Origin of the sequence: Streptomyces sp. NPDC006332, assembly GCF_040612855.1 — a bacterium.
Taxonomy (GTDB): Bacteria; Actinomycetota; Actinomycetes; order Streptomycetales; family Streptomycetaceae; genus Streptomyces.
This window is the reverse complement of record NZ_JBEXRA010000011.1, coordinates 130,405-145,261: the sequence shown is the minus strand read 5'-3', so window position 1 is coordinate 145,261 and position 14,857 is coordinate 130,405. Positions and strand designations below refer to the sequence as shown.

Annotated in this window: 15 protein-coding genes; 14 read left to right on the top strand and 1 reads right to left on the bottom strand. The window is 70.6% G+C overall.

What is annotated here, in order from left to right:
- The first annotated feature begins 6 nt into the window (after positions 1-6).
- Both ABZ027_RS13135 and ffh read left to right on the top strand, forming a co-directional pair.
- The gene (locus ABZ027_RS13135) at positions 7-2,454 is read left to right on the top strand and encodes a [protein-PII] uridylyltransferase (RefSeq protein ID WP_356767472.1); all 2,448 of its coding nucleotides are present in this window, start codon (positions 7-9) and stop codon (positions 2,452-2,454) included.
- A gap of 102 nt (positions 2,455-2,556) precedes the next feature.
- Positions 2,557-4,107, top strand: a complete 1,551-nt coding sequence (ffh, locus tag ABZ027_RS13130; protein ID WP_356767470.1) for a signal recognition particle protein — start codon at positions 2,557-2,559, stop codon at positions 4,105-4,107.
- 209 nt (positions 4,108-4,316) lie between these two features.
- Here the strand turns inward: ffh and ABZ027_RS13125 are convergent, their stop codons facing one another.
- On the bottom strand, positions 4,317-5,174 hold the full coding sequence (locus tag ABZ027_RS13125) for an SAM-dependent methyltransferase (RefSeq protein WP_356767467.1): 858 nt from the start codon (positions 5,172-5,174) through the stop codon (positions 4,317-4,319).
- Positions 5,175-5,375: 201 nt separating this feature from the next.
- Between ABZ027_RS13125 and proS the strand changes: the two genes are divergently transcribed.
- The 12 genes from proS (at position 5,376) to ABZ027_RS13065 (ending at position 14,828) form a co-directional block, all read left to right on the top strand.
- Positions 5,376-6,791, top strand: coding sequence for a proline--tRNA ligase (gene proS / locus ABZ027_RS13120; RefSeq protein WP_356767466.1), 1,416 nt, complete (start codon positions 5,376-5,378; stop codon positions 6,789-6,791).
- A 260-nt stretch (positions 6,792-7,051) separates the two neighbouring features.
- The gene (locus ABZ027_RS13115) at positions 7,052-7,654 is read left to right on the top strand and encodes a hypothetical protein (RefSeq protein ID WP_356767464.1); all 603 of its coding nucleotides are present in this window, start codon (positions 7,052-7,054) and stop codon (positions 7,652-7,654) included.
- A 350-nt stretch (positions 7,655-8,004) separates the two neighbouring features.
- Positions 8,005-8,424: a 30S ribosomal protein S16 gene (rpsP, locus tag ABZ027_RS13110; protein ID WP_356767462.1), complete on the top strand. Its 420-nt coding sequence runs from the start codon at positions 8,005-8,007 to the stop codon at positions 8,422-8,424.
- 5 nt (positions 8,425-8,429) lie between these two features.
- Entirely contained in the window at positions 8,430-8,669 is a 240-nt protein-coding gene (locus tag ABZ027_RS13105) for an RNA-binding protein (RefSeq protein ID WP_003973401.1), read from the top strand.
- A gap of 82 nt (positions 8,670-8,751) precedes the next feature.
- The gene (gene rimM, locus ABZ027_RS13100) at positions 8,752-9,318 is read left to right on the top strand and encodes a ribosome maturation factor RimM (protein WP_356767460.1); all 567 of its coding nucleotides are present in this window, start codon (positions 8,752-8,754) and stop codon (positions 9,316-9,318) included.
- Complete coding sequence (trmD, locus tag ABZ027_RS13095; protein WP_356767458.1) at positions 9,318-10,151, top strand: tRNA (guanosine(37)-N1)-methyltransferase TrmD; 834 nt, start codon at positions 9,318-9,320, stop codon at positions 10,149-10,151. Before rimM ends, trmD begins: the two co-directional genes overlap by 1 nt.
- Positions 10,152-10,283: 132 nt before the next feature.
- Entirely contained in the window at positions 10,284-10,634 is a 351-nt protein-coding gene (gene rplS / locus ABZ027_RS13090; RefSeq protein ID WP_356767456.1) for a 50S ribosomal protein L19, read from the top strand.
- A gap of 45 nt (positions 10,635-10,679) precedes the next feature.
- On the top strand, positions 10,680-11,426 hold the full coding sequence (lepB, locus tag ABZ027_RS13085) for a signal peptidase I (protein ID WP_356767454.1): 747 nt from the start codon (positions 10,680-10,682) through the stop codon (positions 11,424-11,426).
- Complete coding sequence (lepB, locus tag ABZ027_RS13080) at positions 11,419-12,516, top strand: signal peptidase I (RefSeq protein WP_356767451.1); 1,098 nt, start codon at positions 11,419-11,421, stop codon at positions 12,514-12,516. Before lepB (ABZ027_RS13085) ends, lepB (ABZ027_RS13080) begins: the two co-directional genes overlap by 8 nt.
- Positions 12,404-13,384, top strand: a complete 981-nt coding sequence (lepB, locus tag ABZ027_RS13075; RefSeq protein ID WP_356767448.1) for a signal peptidase I — start codon at positions 12,404-12,406, stop codon at positions 13,382-13,384. Before lepB (ABZ027_RS13080) ends, lepB (ABZ027_RS13075) begins: the two co-directional genes overlap by 113 nt.
- Positions 13,385-13,531: 147 nt before the next feature.
- The gene (lepB, locus tag ABZ027_RS13070) at positions 13,532-14,308 is read left to right on the top strand and encodes a signal peptidase I (protein WP_356767446.1); all 777 of its coding nucleotides are present in this window, start codon (positions 13,532-13,534) and stop codon (positions 14,306-14,308) included.
- Entirely contained in the window at positions 14,298-14,828 is a 531-nt protein-coding gene (locus ABZ027_RS13065; RefSeq protein WP_356767444.1) for an NUDIX hydrolase, read from the top strand. The genes lepB (ABZ027_RS13070) and ABZ027_RS13065 overlap by 11 nt, the downstream gene beginning before the upstream one ends.
- Positions 14,829-14,857 lie beyond the last annotated feature (29 nt).

Below are 14,857 nucleotides of genomic sequence, written 5' to 3'. Positions count from 1 at the left end.
CGCTGGGTGACGAGTACGGGCGTGCGCATGGAAGCAGAAGACTCGGGACCCAGCGGCTACGCGGCGGCCCGGCTGCGCCTCCTCACCGAGGGGGTGCAGTCCGGGCCGCCGCGCCGTACGGCGCTGTCCGAGCTGACGGACGACTGGCTGTCGGGTCTGTTCGGCGCCGGCGCCGAGGATCTGCGCGGGGCCTCCCTCGTCGCGGTCGGCGGATACGGCCGCGGGGAGCTGTCCCCACGAAGCGACCTGGACCTCCTGCTGCTGCACGACGGCAGCGACTCCGGCGCCGTCGCCGCGCTGGCCGACCGCATCTGGTACCCCGTCTGGGACCTGGGCCTGGCCCTCGACCACTCGGTCCGTACCCCCGCCGAGGCCCGCAAGACGGCCGCCGAGGACCTCAAGGTGCAGCTGGGGCTGCTGGACGCCCGTCACCTCGCCGGTGACCTGGGGCTGACCGCCGGCCTGCGGACCGCCGTCCTCGCCGACTGGCGCAACCAGGCACCGAAACGTCTCCCCGAGCTCCAGGAGCTGTGCGCGGAGCGCGCCGAACGGCAGGGGGAGCTGCAGTACCTGCTGGAGCCCGACCTGAAGGAGGCGCGAGGCGGGCTGAGGGACGCCACGGCACTGCGCGCGGTCGCCGCCTCCTGGCTGGCCGACGCCCCGCGCGAGGGCCTCGACGACGCCCGCCGCCGGCTGCTCGACGTGCGGGACGCCCTGCATCTGACCACCGGCCGCGCCACCGACCGGCTCGCGCTCCAGGAACAGGACCAGGTCGCGGCCGAGCTCGGTCTGCTCGACGCCGACACACTGCTGCGGCAGGTGTACGAGGCGGCGCGGGTCATCTCGTACGCCAGTGACGTCACCTGGCGCGAAGTGGGCCGCGTGCTCAGGTCCCGCGCGGTCCGGCCGCGCCTGCGCGCCATGCTGGGCGGCGGGAAACCGGTCTCCGAACGCTCACCCCTGGCGGAGGGGGTGGTGGAGCAGGACGGCGAGGTGGTGCTCGCCCGCGCCGCGCGCCCCGAGCGCGATCCCGTCCTCCCGCTGCGTGCCGCGGCCGCCGCCGCGCAGGCCGGTCTCCCGCTCTCCCTGCACGCTGTGCGGCGTCTGGCCGCCGCCGTGCGCCCCCTGCCCACGCCCTGGCCCGCCGAGGCGCGCGAACAACTGGTGACCCTGCTCGGATCCGGCCCCTCCACCATCGACGTCTGGGAGGCGCTGGAGGCCGAAGGCCTGATCACCCGGCTGCTGCCCGACTGGGAGCGGGTGCGCTGCCGCCCGCAGCGCAACGCCGTGCACATCTGGACCGTCGACCGGCACCTCATCGAGACCGCCGTGCGCGCCTCCGAGTTCACCCGGCGCGTCCACCGACCCGACCTCCTCCTGGTCGCCGCGCTGCTGCACGACATCGGCAAGGGCTGGCCCGGTGACCACTCCGTGGCCGGCGAGATCATCGCCAAGGACGTGGCCGCCCGCATCGGGTTCGACCGCGCGGACGTGAACGTGCTCTCCACCCTCGTACGTCATCACTTGCTGCTCGTCGACACGGCCACCCGGCGTGACCTGGAGGACCCGGCCACCGTGCGCTCGGTCGCCGAGGCGGTCGGCTCGCAGAGCACGCTGGAACTGCTGCACGCGCTCACCGAGGCGGACGCGCTGGCCACCGGACCGGCCGCCTGGTCGTCCTGGCGGGGCTCGCTCGTCGCCGACCTGGTCAAGCGCGTCTCCGCGGTCCTGTCCGGCGACGCACCGGAGGACCCCGACTCCGCCGCGCCCACCGCCGAGCAGGAGCGGCTCGCGATCGAGGCGGTCGCGACCGGCGGCCCCGTCCTGTCGCTGCGCGCGCAGACCGAACCGCCGACGGGCGAGCCGCCGTCCGGCGATCCGGAACCGCTCGGCGTCGAACTGCTCATCGCCGTACCGGACCGCGGAGGCGTGCTGCCCGCGGTGGCCGGTGTGCTCGCCATGCACCGCCTCACCGTCCGCACCGCCGAACTGCGCGCCCTGGACCTGCCGGACGGCGTCGAGGACTCGGTGCTGCTGCTCAACTGGCGGGTCGCCGCCGAGTACGGCTCCCTGCCGCAGGCCGCGAGACTGCGCGCCGACCTCGTACGGGCCCTCGACGGGTCGCTGGACATCGCCGGCCGCCTCGCCGAACGGGACGCCGCGTATCCGCGCCGCCGGGGTGTCGTGGCGCCCCCCGCACGGGTGTCGGTCGCCCCGGCCGCGTCCCGGCTGGCGACCGTGATCGAGGTCCGCGCCCATGACGCGCCCGGTCTGCTGCACCGGATCGGGCGGGCCCTGGACGAGGCGAAGGTCCGGGTGCGCAGCATGCACGTCTCGACGCTGGGTGCCAACGCCGTGGACGCCTTCTACGTGACCGGCCCCGAAGGGGCGCCGCTGCCCAGCGGGGAGGCGGCGCTGGTGGCACGGCGACTGGAGGAGACACTGCGCGGCTGACCGGCCGTCTTCGACCCGACCGTGACCCGGTCCGGTGGAGGCGGGATACCCTGGAGGGCGATTCGAAGCCAGCCACCGACGACCCCGAGGACCGCGAGCGCCGTGTTCGATACTCTTTCCGATCGCCTCTCAGCGACCTTCAAGAACCTGCGCGGCAAAGGACGGCTCTCCGAGGCGGACATCGACGCCACCGCACGCGACATCCGCATCGCGCTCCTCGAAGCGGATGTGGCCCTGCCGGTCGTGCGGACGTTCATCAAGAACGTCAAGGAGCGCGCCCTCGGCGCCGATGTCTCCAAGGCGCTGAACCCGGCCCAGCAGGTCCTGAAGATCGTCAACGAGGAACTCGTCACGATCCTCGGCGGCGAGACCAGGCGCCTGCGCTTCGCCAAGCAGCCGCCGACCGTGATCATGCTGGCGGGTCTGCAGGGTGCCGGTAAGACCACCCTCGCGGGCAAGCTCGGCCGCTGGCTGAAGGAGCAGGGCCACTCGCCCATCCTGGTCGCCGCCGACCTCCAGCGCCCGAACGCCGTGAACCAGCTCAGCGTGGTCGCCGAGCGCGCGGGCGTCGCCGTGTACGCGCCCGAGCCGGGCAATGGCGTGGGTGACCCGGTGAAGGTCGCCAAGGACTCCATCGACTTCGCCAGGTCCAAGGTCCACGACATCGTGATCGTGGACACCGCCGGCCGCCTTGGCATCGACGCCGAGATGATGCAGCAGGCCGCGGACATCCGGGACGCGGTCTCGCCGGACGAGATCCTGTTCGTCGTGGACGCGATGATCGGCCAGGACGCGGTCAACACCGCCGAGGCCTTCCGGGACGGCGTCGGCTTCGACGGCGTGGTCCTCTCCAAGCTCGACGGTGACGCCCGCGGTGGTGCCGCCCTCTCGATCGCCTCGGTCACCGGCAAGCCGATCATGTTCGCGTCGAACGGCGAGAAGCTCGAGGACTTCGACGCGTTCCACCCGGACCGGATGGCCTCCCGCATCCTCGACATGGGTGACCTGCTCACCCTGATCGAGCAGGCGGAGAAGACGTTCAGCCAGGAAGAGGCCCAGAAAATGGCCTCCAAGCTGGCGTCCAAGAAGGGCCAGGAGTTCACCCTCGACGACTTCCTGGCGCAGATGGAGCAGGTCCGCAAGATGGGCTCCATCTCCAAGCTGCTCGGCATGCTCCCGGGCATGGGCCAGGTCAAGGACCAGATCAACAACCTGGACGAGCGCGACGTCGACCGCACGGCCGCGATCATCAAGTCGATGACCCCGGCCGAGCGCCAGGAGCCGACGATCATCAACGGCTCCCGCCGTGCCCGTATCGCCAAGGGTTCCGGTGTCGACGTCAGCGCCGTCAAGAACCTGGTCGAGCGGTTCTTCGAGGCGCGCAAGATGATGTCCCGCATGGCCCAGGGCGGGGGCATGCCCGGTATGCCGGGGGTCCCGGGCATGGGCGGCGGCCCCGGCCGGTCCAAGAAGCAGCCGAAGAAGGCCAAGGGCAAGCAGCGCTCCGGCAACCCGATGAAGCGCAAGCAGCAGGAGCAGGAGGAGGCCGCGCGCCGCGCCGCCGCGGCCGAGGGCGGCGCCTTCGGCGTGCCGGGCCAGCAGGCCCCGCAGGACTTCGAACTGCCTGACGAGTTCAAGAAGTTCATGGGCTGACGCTGTCGTACGGGGCTCGTGACCGAGCCCCGTCCGTACGTCGCCGGGGGTGCCCCTCCTCTCACGGAGGCGCACCCCCGTGGCGTGTCGCACGCCGGTGCGGCAGGGGCCGGCACGTCGGCACCGCACCGGCGCCGTCGTGAGCACCGTGGCTTTCGGCCAATCTGCTCCTGAGCGGCACCGGCTCCGACGCCACGGTCCGCCGACGTCTACGGCACCCGCGCGATCAGGTACCGGAACACGTTCGGCATCCACACCGTGCCGTCCCGGCGCTGATACGGGTGCAGCGCCTCCGTCAGCTCCTTGTCCACCTGGGCCTGGTCCGTCGCCGAGATCGCCGCGTCGAAGAGCCCCGTCGACAGCAGCCCCCGCACGGCACTCGCGGTGCCGGCGTACCCGAACGGGCAGGCGACCCGGCCGGAACCGTCCGGCTTGAGGCCCGCCCGGTGGGCGACCTCCTCCAGGTCGTCGCGCAGGGCGGGGCGCCAGCCGACCGTGCCACGCAGCGGATCCGTCAGTCCGGTGGCCACCCGCAGCACGGACGCCGTGGCGCAGCGCTCCGGCGGACCCCAGCCGGCCAGCACCACGGGCGCCCCGCGCTCGGCCCGCGGCGTCGCCGAGGCGAGCAGCTCACCGAGCCCCTCCGAGTCACCCGCGAGACACCCGATGGGCTCGAAGGCGGTCACCAGGTTGTACGCGGGCGACCCCGCGTCAGCCGCGTCCTCGGGCGTTCCCTCCACGAGCCGGACCTGGCCACGCGCGCGGGCACCCCTCGCCTCCGGCGACAGCCGCCCACGCGCGAGGGCGAGCCGTTCGGGGGAGGAGTCGTCGACACCGGTGACCGTGGCGCCTCTGGAGGCCGCCATCAGCAGGGCCAGCCCGGAACCGCAGCCGAGCCCCAACAAGCGCGTGCGCGGGCCCACTTCGAGTCGCTCGTGGACGGCCTCGTAGAGCGGCACCAGCATCCGCTCCTGGATCTCGGACCAGTCACGCGCGCGTGCACCGCGGTCCGGACGGAAGGCCTCTCCCGTGTCCGGCCGGTGCTGCCGCACGAGCGTAGGTGTCATAGGTAAGCGCCCCAATCCGCCGAGAGTTTTTCCCCTGTCCCCGTTTGCCAAGCCCCCGTGCAGTGCGCTCGCACTTCCCCCGTATGCCAGGTAACTCCGCACTCGACCGTGCGTCCAGGGGTTGTCGAGTCCCGCTTGAGAGTGGACTGTGCCAGTGGCGAGATTTCACATTCCGGCAACCTGGGCCCGTACCATCGCGCCATGGCAAAGGCACCCGTTCTCACACCGCGGGCGGAAGACTTCCCGCGCTGGTACCAGGATCTGATCGCCAAGGCGGAGTTGGCCGACAACGGGCCGGTGCGCGGCACCATGGTCATCCGACCGTACGGGTACGGACTGTGGGAGCGGATGCAGGCCGAGATGGACGCCCGGATCAAGGCGACGGGCACCCAGAACGCGTACTTCCCGCTGCTGATCCCGCAGTCGTACCTCACCCGCGAGGCCGACCACGTCGAGGGCTTCGCGCCGGAACTCGCGGTCGTCACCCACGGCGGCGGCAAGGAGCTGGAGGAGCCGGCGGTGGTCCGCCCCACCTCCGAGATGATCGTCAACGACTACTTCTCGAAGTGGGTGCAGAGCTACCGCGACCTGCCCCTCCTGATCAACCAGTGGGCCAACGTGGTCCGTTGGGAGCTGCGCCCCCGTCTGTTCCTGCGGACGACCGAGTTCCTGTGGCAGGAAGGCCACACCGCGCACGCCACCTACGAGGAGGCCCGCGACTTCGCCTCCCACATCCACCGCGAGGTCTACGAGGACTTCATGGTGAACGTCCTGGCGATGGACGTCGTCCCCGGCCGCAAGACCGTCAGGGAGCGGTTCGCCGGCGCCGTCAACACCCTCACCCTCGAAGGCATGATGGGCGACGGCAAGGCCCTGCAGATGGCCACCAGTCACGAGCTGGGCCAGAACTTCGCCAAGGCCTTCAACACCTCCTACCTGTCGAAGGAGGGCACGCAGGAACTGGTGTGGCAGACCTCCTGGGGATCCACCACCCGCATGATCGGCGCCCTGGTGATGATGCACGGCGACGACAACGGCCTGCGTGTCCCGCCGCGCCTGGCCCAGACCCAGGTCGTCGTCCTCGCCATCAAGGGCGACGACACGGTTCTGGCCAAGGTCCGCGACATCGGCGATCAGTTGCGGGCGGCGGGCCTGCGCGTCCACGTCGACGACCGCACCGACACGCCGTTCGGGCGCCGCGCCGTCGACTGGGAGCTGAAGGGCGTGCCGGTGCGCGTCGAGGTCGGGCCCCGTGACCTGGAGAACGGCACCGCGATGCTGGCGCGGCGGATCCCGGGAGGCAAGGAGGCGGTGTCCCTGGACACGCTGCCGGGACTGCTCCCCTCCGTCCTGGAGGAGGACCAGGCGCTGCTGCTGAAGCAGTCCCGCGAGCGCCGGGAGTCCCGCACCTCCGACGTGTCCACGATCGAGGAGGCCGTCGAGGTGGCCGGCGCGGGTGGCTGGGCGCGCATCCCGTGGGCGGTGCTCGGCGAGGACGGCGAGGCCAGGCTGGGCGAGCACGCCGTGACCGTACGGTGTCTGGTCGCCGAGGACGGGTCGGTGCCGGAGGCCGACGAGGCGCCCGGTAACGTCGCGATCGTCGCGCGCGCTTACTGAGGTAGCGCCTTCCGGCGGGAGAGCGACCGAAACGTCTCTTGCGCAACGGCTGACCACAGGTACCCCGGCGCGTGGACACGATCTACGCGCCGGGGACTACGTCAGACTACGCACCAGCTTGGTATGAGCTGTGAGGCTTCTCCGCAGATCAGCGTACCCGCCCTCGTCAGGACGCATCAGTGACAACTGACGGGTACGTGCAAATTATTTGGGATGCCCCGGAATAGGAACACAGCGGCACCCTGGCTCGTTGTCATTACGTGAGCACGACACAGACACCACCTGTTCTCGCCGCAGAGCTGGCACAGGCGTGGGCCGACATTCAGCGGTACCACCCCGAGCTGCCCGATCTTGCCGCGCCAGAGTCCCTGATCGGGGAGTCGTCGTCCGCGTGCGGTCACGAGCTCTCCTTCGAGCGACTGCTTCATGAGGCAGTCCATGGCATCGCCGCCTCGCGCGGCATCCGCGACACCTCCCGTGCGGGCCGCTACCACAACCGGAGATTCCTCGCGATCGCCGAGGAGATGGGCCTGGACCACCCCGAGGAACCGCACCCCAGCAGCGGTTTCTCGCTGGTCGCGCTCAACCCCGAGGCGAAGCGCCGTTACCGGCCGACCATCGAGCGCCTCCAGCGGGCTCTCAAGGCCCACACGGCCGCGACCGCCGCGGACACGGCCCGTTCCTTCCGTGGCCCGGCCGCCCGCCACGGTTCCTCCGGTGGCGGCGTCCGCGTCAAGGCCGTCTGCGACTGCGGCCGCAACGTCCGGGTCGTCCCCTCGGTCCTGGCCCAGGCCCCGATCGTGTGCGGCGGCTGCGGGAAGCCGTTCAGGATCCCGGAGGTCGTGGGCGCGGCGGCCAGCTGACGCGGGCGCGAACCGACGTCCCCGTGCGAATGAGTACCGGCATCTCGTGGCTGCCGGTCGAGCCCGGGGCGTGGGCCTGGGTGCCGCCCGAGCGGCGGCACCCACGGCACCGGGCCGTGCGACCGCTCGACGGCACCCGAAGCGCCGGGTGCCTCTGAGGCCTGCCCAGCCCCACCCGGCCTGGGTCCGGAGCGACCCGCGGGGTGTGGCACAATGGCTAGCTGTACTCGACAGCCGCACAGGAACCCTCTCGCCTCCGGCTGACGCGTCCATCGGGCACTCGGGTACCGCAACCCCACGCGGCCTTCTCGCCGTGCCCAACCACGTCAAAATCAGGAGAACCCACTCCCGTGGCAGTCAAGATCAAGCTGAAGCGTCTGGGCAAGATCCGTTCGCCTCACTACCGCATCGTCGTCGCCGACTCCCGTACCCGTCGTGACGGTCGTGCGATCGAGGAGATCGGCCTGTACCACCCGGTGCAGAACCCCTCGCGCATGGAGGTCGACGCCGAGCGCGTGGCCTACTGGCTCTCCGTCGGCGCCCAGCCGACCGAGCCCGTGCTCGCCATCCTGAAGAAGACCGGCGACTGGCAGAAGTTCAAGGGCGAGCCCGCCCCGGCTCCGCTGCTGCAGCCGTCCGAGAAGGCCGCGCGTCCGCTGTTCGAGGCTCTCGGCGGCGACGACGAGGGCAAGGGTGAGGCGATCACCCAGAAGAAGAAGGCTGAGAAGAAGGACGAGGCTCCTGCCGAGTCCCAGTCGACCGAGGCCTGAGCAGCATGCTCGAAGAGGCGCTTGAGCACCTCGTGAAGGGCATCGTCGACAACCCTGACGACGTGCAGGTCGCCTCGCGCAACCTGCGTCGTGGGCGTGTCCTGGAAGTCCGGGTGCACCCGGACGACCTCGGCAAGGTGATCGGCCGCAACGGCCGCACCGCGCGCGCCCTGCGCACCGTCGTGGGCGCCATCGGCGGCCGCGGTGTCCGTGTCGACCTCGTCGACGTGGACCACGTCCGCTGACGCATCGCAGCACCGGCTCGGGCCGGGGAGGGCCACTGGGCCGTCCCCGGCCCGTCGTCGTAGATCAGGAGAAGCAAGCACAGTGCAGCTGGTAGTCGCTCGCATCGGCCGTGCCCACGGCATCAAGGGCGAGGTCACCGTGGAGGTCCGCACCGACGAGCCGGAACTGAGGCTCGGGCCCGGCGCCGTCCTGCTCACGGACCCCGCCTCCACGGGCCCGCTCACCATCGAGACCGGTCGCGTCCACAGCGGCCGCCTCCTTCTGCGTTTCGAGGGCGTGAAGGACCGCACCGCCGCCGAGGCGCTGCGCAACACCCTCCTCATCGCGGAGGTGGATCCGGAGGTGCTCCCCGAGGAGGAGGACGAGTACTACGACCACCAGCTGATGGACCTGGACGTGGTGACCAAGGAAGGCGTCGAGGTCGGCCGGATCACCGAGATCTCGCACCTGCCCTCGCAGGACCTGTTCATCGTGGAGCGTCCGGACGGCAGCGAGGTACTGATCCCCTTCGTCGAGGAGATCGTCACGGAGATCGACCTGGAGGAACAGAAGGCCGTCATCGACCCCCCGCCCGGCCTGATCGACGACCAGGCCGACGATGACGAGGTCGCCGACGAGCCCGGTACGTCCTCGCGAGAAGAGTCCTGATGCGCCTCGACGTCGTCACGATCTTCCCCGAGTACCTGGAGCCGCTGAACGTCTCCCTCGTCGGCAAGGCACGCACGCGTGGGCAGCTGAACGTGCACGTGCACGACCTGCGCGAGTGGACCTACGACCGCCACAACACGGTCGACGACACCCCGTACGGCGGCGGTCCGGGCATGGTCATGAAGACCGGCCCCTGGGGCGACGCGCTGGACAGTGTCCTGGCGGACGGCTACGAGTCGGGCTCGCACACGCCCGCCCTGATCGTCCCCACGCCCAGCGGCCGGCCCTTCACCCAGGAACTCGCCGTCGAGCTGTCCGAGCGCCCCTGGCTCGTCTTCACGCCCGCCCGCTACGAGGGCATCGACCGCCGCGTGATCGACGAGTACGCGAGGCGGATGCCGGTGTACGAGGTGTCCATCGGCGACTACGTCCTGGCCGGCGGCGAGGCTGCCGTACTCGTCATCACGGAGGCCGTGGCGCGGCTGTTGCCCGGTGTTCTCGGCAACGCGGAGTCCCACCGCGACGACTCCTTCGCGCCCGGCGCCATGGCCAACCTCCTGGAGGGCCCGGTCTACACCAAGCCGCCCGAGTGGCGCGGTCGAGGGATACCCGACGTGCTGCTCAGCGGTCACCACGGCAAGATCGCCCGGTGGCGGCGCGACGAGGCCCTCCGGCGCACGGCGGCCCACCGGCCCGACCTCATCGAGCGCTGCGACCCCAAGGCCTTCGACAAGAAGGACCGCGAGATGCTCTCCATCCTGGGCTGGGCACCCGACCCGGCGGGGGAGCCGTACGGCCGATTTTGGCGCAGGCCAGAAGGCATGGAACAATAGACCGCTGTTGTGCGCCGTCCGGCGTGCGCCCCTGCCACAGGGGGACACGACGCTCGCCCCGACGTGGACAGCATCCTTCCGAAACCTATGTGCCGTTGATGACCTGTGGCATCAGCGAAGAAAGCAGACGAAATGTCTCACCTTCTCGACATTGTCGACAACGCGTCGCTGCGCGACGACGTCCCGGCCTTCCGCCCGGGTGACACCGTCAACGTCCACGTGCGTGTCATCGAGGGCAACCGCTCCCGTGTGCAGCAGTTCAAGGGCGTCGTCATCCGTCGCCAGGGCGCCGGTGTCCGCGAGACCTTCACGGTCCGCAAGGTCTCCTTCTCCGTCGGCGTCGAGCGCACCTTCCCGGTGCACACCCCGATCGTCGAGAAGATCGAGCTCGTCACCCGCGGTGACGTGCGTCGCGCCAAGCTCTACTACCTGCGCGAGCTGCGCGGTAAGGCCGCGAAGATCAAGGAGAAGCGCGAGAGCTGATCTCGCGCGGGGGTCCACAGAGCGGCCGGATAGCATCTGGCCTCGATGGACACCGAAGCACAGCCGACGGAGCGCGACCGCTCCTCCCGCCTTTCCGATGCCGAGGAGATCTCGGACACCGGAGGGCGCGAGGACCGGTCGCGTTTCGCGTTGGTGTCGCGCACCGCCGCATGGCTGCCCGGCGGGCGGATCACCCTGACCCTGCTGCTCTGTCTGCTGTTCCTGCTGCTGCTCAGCAACTTCGTCGTACAGCCCTTCCAGATTCCCAGCGGATCCATGGAAAAGGGATTGAGGGTCGGAGACCGCGTCCTCGTAAATAAGTTGGCGTACCGTTTCGGTGCCGAGCCGCGGCGCGGCGACGTCGTGGTGTTCGACGGAACCGGGTACTTCGGGGACGCCGACTACATCAAACGCGTTGTCGGTGTGGGGGGAGACCACGTGGTCTGCTGTGACAAGGAGGGGTGGATCGAGGTGAACGGTCGGTCCGTCGACGAATCGACGTTCCTCTACCCCGGCGACACCCCTTCCTCGGTGCCCTTCGACGTGGTGGTGCCCCCCAGCGCACTCTTCGTCCTGGGCGACCACCGCAGCCGCTCCAGTGACTCCCGCGACCACCTCGGCTCCCCGGGGGGCGGGATGATCCCCGTCGACGACGTCATCGGCAGGGCCGACTGGATCCTGTGGCCCGCCGGCCACTTCACCCGACTGCACCGGCCCGCCTCCTACGCGCGCGTACCCGCCGCCGTCGAAGGGGCGAGCGAGCCGACCACCGCGGTGGGCGCCCATGGGTAACCGCGGCAAACCACGTGGCGTGTCGACGAGCGCGGCCGACAACCTGTTGCCCACCGGCTCCCGGCGGTCGTCCGCCGGTGCCGCGAGCGGACGCAGCCGCGCCGAGCGGCGCAAGCTCCAGCGCAAGGTCAAGAGGCGCCGCAGGCGGTCCGCGATCAAGGAGGTACCGCTCCTCGTCGGTGTCGCCGTCCTCATAGCCCTCGTCCTGAAGACCTTCCTCGTCCAGGCGTTCGTGATCCCGTCGGGCTCGATGGAGCAGACGATCCAGATCGGCGACCGGGTCCTGGTCGACAAGTTCACCCCGTGGTTCGGCTCCAAGCCGGAGCGCGGGGACGTCGTCGTGTTCAAGGATCCCGGCGGCTGGCTGAAGGACGAGCAGCCCACCACCAAGAAGGAAGATCCCATCGTCGTCAAGCAGGTCAAGGAAGGGCTCACCTTCATCGGCCTGCTGCCGTCCGACGACGAGAAGGACCTGATCAAGCGGGTCGTCGGCGTGGGCGGTGACCGAGTCAAGTGCTGCGACGCGCAGGGACGGGTCACCGTCAACGGCGTTCCCCTGTCCGAGGACTACCTGTACCCCGGCAACGCCCCGTCCTCGACCCAGTTCGACATCACCGTCCCGCAGGGGCGGCTGTGGGTGATGGGCGACCACCGGGCCAACTCCGCCGACTCCCGCGCCCACCAGGACACCGACTATGGCGGCACGGTCTCCGAGGGCTCCGTGGTGGGGCGGGCCATGGTCATCGCCTGGCCGTTCGGTCACATGACCAAGCTCAAGGAGCCGAAAACCTACGCCTCCGTGTCCGACTCGGCAGCGGGGTCGACCGCTGCCGGTCCGCCGTCGCTTAGGGTTGCACCCGACGATCCGAACGGATCGGTCCAACTCCCGACCCCTGCGGAACTCCCGCTCGTTATGGGAGTGGTGGGCCTGCACCGTCTACGGGGCAGGCAGCGGCGGCACAGAGTAAGGAGTTGGCGTGGGGGATGTGGCGGTTGGCGCACGGTCCGGGCACGACGGCGAGGAGCATCGCGGACGCCCCGCGGAGACAGCCGTCCCGGCCGCGGACAGCGCCGTGACCTCCGGGAATGACTCCGGAGCGGCCGAGGACGGCACGGTCGGCGAACAGCCGGGGACCGGCGGACGGGGGCCCGGTGACTCGGCTCCCGCGCCGAAGAAGCCGCGCTCCTTCTGGAAGGAGCTGCCGATCCTGATCGGTATCGCGCTCGTGCTCGCGCTGCTGATCAAGACGTTCCTGGTGCAGGCGTTCTCGATCCCGTCGGACTCGATGCAGAACACCCTCCAGCAGGGTGACCGGGTCCTGGTCGACAAGCTCACCCCGTGGTTCGGCTCCGAGCCCGAGCGCGGCGAGGTCGTGGTGTTCCACGACCCCGACAACTGGCTGGCGGGCGAGCCGACGACCGACCCCAACGCGGTGCAGACGTTCCTCAGCTGGATCGGCCTGATGCCGTCCGCGGAGGAGAAGGACCTGATCAAGCGCGTCGTCGGGGTCGGCGGCGACACCGTCTCCTGCAGTGGTTCCGGCCCGCTGACGGTCAACGGCAAGGCCCTGAACGAGGCGTCGTACGTCTATCCCGGCAACACGCCGTGCAGTAACGACGACCAGGGCGGCCAGTTCACGGTGAAGGTGCCCAAGGGCTACATCTGGGTGATGGGCGACCACCGGCAGAACTCCCGCGACTCGCGTTACAACCAGAGCGACAGCCACAAGGGCATGGTGCCGGTGGACGAGGTCGTCGGGCGGGCCGTCGTGAAGGCCTGGCCGATCAACCGCTGGGGCACCCTGCCGGTCCCGGACACCTTCGACCAGAGCGGCCTGAACGCCCAGTCGGCGGCCTCCACCGCCCTCACGGTCGCCCCGAACGGGATCGCCCTCGTCACCGTCGTACCCGTGGCCCTGTGGCGGCGCAGGAGGAACAGGGCCGCCGAGACCCGCTGAGGACGGCTGTGGCAGCGGCGGATCCTGGGCCGTACGACATGACTTTCCCCTCGTACGGTCAAGGCTCCCCAAACCCTGGGCCGCGATGACCTTGGTCGGGCCGCAAGGGCTGACCACGTCAGGTACCGCCGGGTAGGGTGCGGACCCATGGGTGGCGAGAGCACGACGCGTACGGCCCCGCGCAGCGGCGGCACAGCAACCGGCCCGGTGGGCAGCCGGACCGGACAGCGACTGTCCGGAGTGGCCGTCGCACTGGGCCTGGTGATGTTCCTGGCGGGATTCGGCTGGGGCGTGGTGGTCTACCGGCCGTACACCGTGCCCACCAGCTCGATGACACCGACGATCAACGCCGGTAACCGGGTCCTGGCCCAGCGGATCGACGGTGGCGAGATACGCCGTGGCGACGTCGTCGTCTTCAAGGACACGTCCTGGGTGAGCAACGCCCTGGTGGTCAAGCGTGTGGTCGCCGTCGGCGGGGACACGGTGTCCTGCTGCACCGAGGGCAAGCTGACCGTCAACGGCAAGCAGATCGAGGAACCGTATCTTCCGGCGGGCAGTGTCGCCGAGAGCACGAACTTCCCGGAGGTGACCGTGCCGAAGGGCCGGCTCTTCCTCCTCGGAGACGAGCGCGAGGGCTCCCTGGACTCCACGGCCCACCTCACGGACGCCGCGCGGGGCACGGTGTCGCAGAACGCCGTGACCGCCCGGGTGGACGCCGTCGTGTGGCCCCTGGGCGGCATGCTGGAGCGGCCCACCGGCTTCGAGAGGCTCGGCGCTCTGTCCACGCCCGGGCCGCTGCGTACGATCCTCGTCCTGATCGTCGTCGGCGGCGTCCTCGTCCTCGGCGGTGGCGCGTACGGCCCGATCGCCAAGCGGATGGGTGGCCGCTCGCGGACCGGGACGGAGCCGACCGGTGCCCGCTGAGGCGGCGGACGACGGCTTCCCCGAGGCCGCGCACGAGGGCGGGCCGCGCAAGGTGGCCCGGGTGGTGCTGCTCGACCCGCGCGACCGCATCCTGCTCCTGCACGGCCACGAGCCGGACGATCCGGCCGACGACTGGTGGTTCACCCCGGGCGGCGGTCTGGAGGGCGATGAGACTCGTGAGGAAGCCGCGCTCAGGGAACTCGTCGAGGAGACCGGCATCACCGAGGTCGAACTCGGCCCGGTGCTGTGGCGGCGGATGTGCTCCTTCCCGTTCGCGGGCCGCCGCTGGGACCAGGACGAGTGGTACTACCTGGCCCGTACCACCCAGACGGTCACCCGGGCCACGGGCCTGACCGAGCTGGAGCGGCGCAGCGTCGCCGGAGCGCGCTGGTGGACGTGTGGGGAACTGAGCCAGGCACGTGAGACGGTGTATCCGACCAGACTCGCCGAGCTGCTCCAGAAGCTGCTCGACGAAGGTCCCCCGGCCGGGCCCGTGACCCTGGACACCGAAATCGCCTAGGGGCTCGCGGGACTGGCGCACAATGGTGG

Bases quoted from the DNA above. Each gene is read 5' to 3' on its own strand.
- ABZ027_RS13125 (WP_356767467.1), bottom strand. From the start codon at position 5,174: ATGACACCTACGCTCGTGCGGCAGCACCGGCCGGACACGGGAGAGGCC.
- proS (WP_356767466.1), top strand. From the start codon at position 5,376: ATGGCAAAGGCACCCGTTCTCACACCGCGGGCGGAAGACTTCCCGCGC.
- ABZ027_RS13105 (WP_003973401.1), top strand. From the start codon at position 8,430: ATGCTCGAAGAGGCGCTTGAGCACCTCGTGAAGGGCATCGTCGACAAC.
- trmD (WP_356767458.1), top strand. From the start codon at position 9,318: ATGCGCCTCGACGTCGTCACGATCTTCCCCGAGTACCTGGAGCCGCTG.
- rplS (WP_356767456.1), top strand. From the start codon at position 10,284: ATGTCTCACCTTCTCGACATTGTCGACAACGCGTCGCTGCGCGACGAC.
- lepB (WP_356767454.1), top strand. From the start codon at position 10,680: ATGGACACCGAAGCACAGCCGACGGAGCGCGACCGCTCCTCCCGCCTT.
- lepB (WP_356767451.1), top strand. From the start codon at position 11,419: ATGGGTAACCGCGGCAAACCACGTGGCGTGTCGACGAGCGCGGCCGAC.
- lepB (WP_356767446.1), top strand. From the start codon at position 13,532: ATGGGTGGCGAGAGCACGACGCGTACGGCCCCGCGCAGCGGCGGCACA.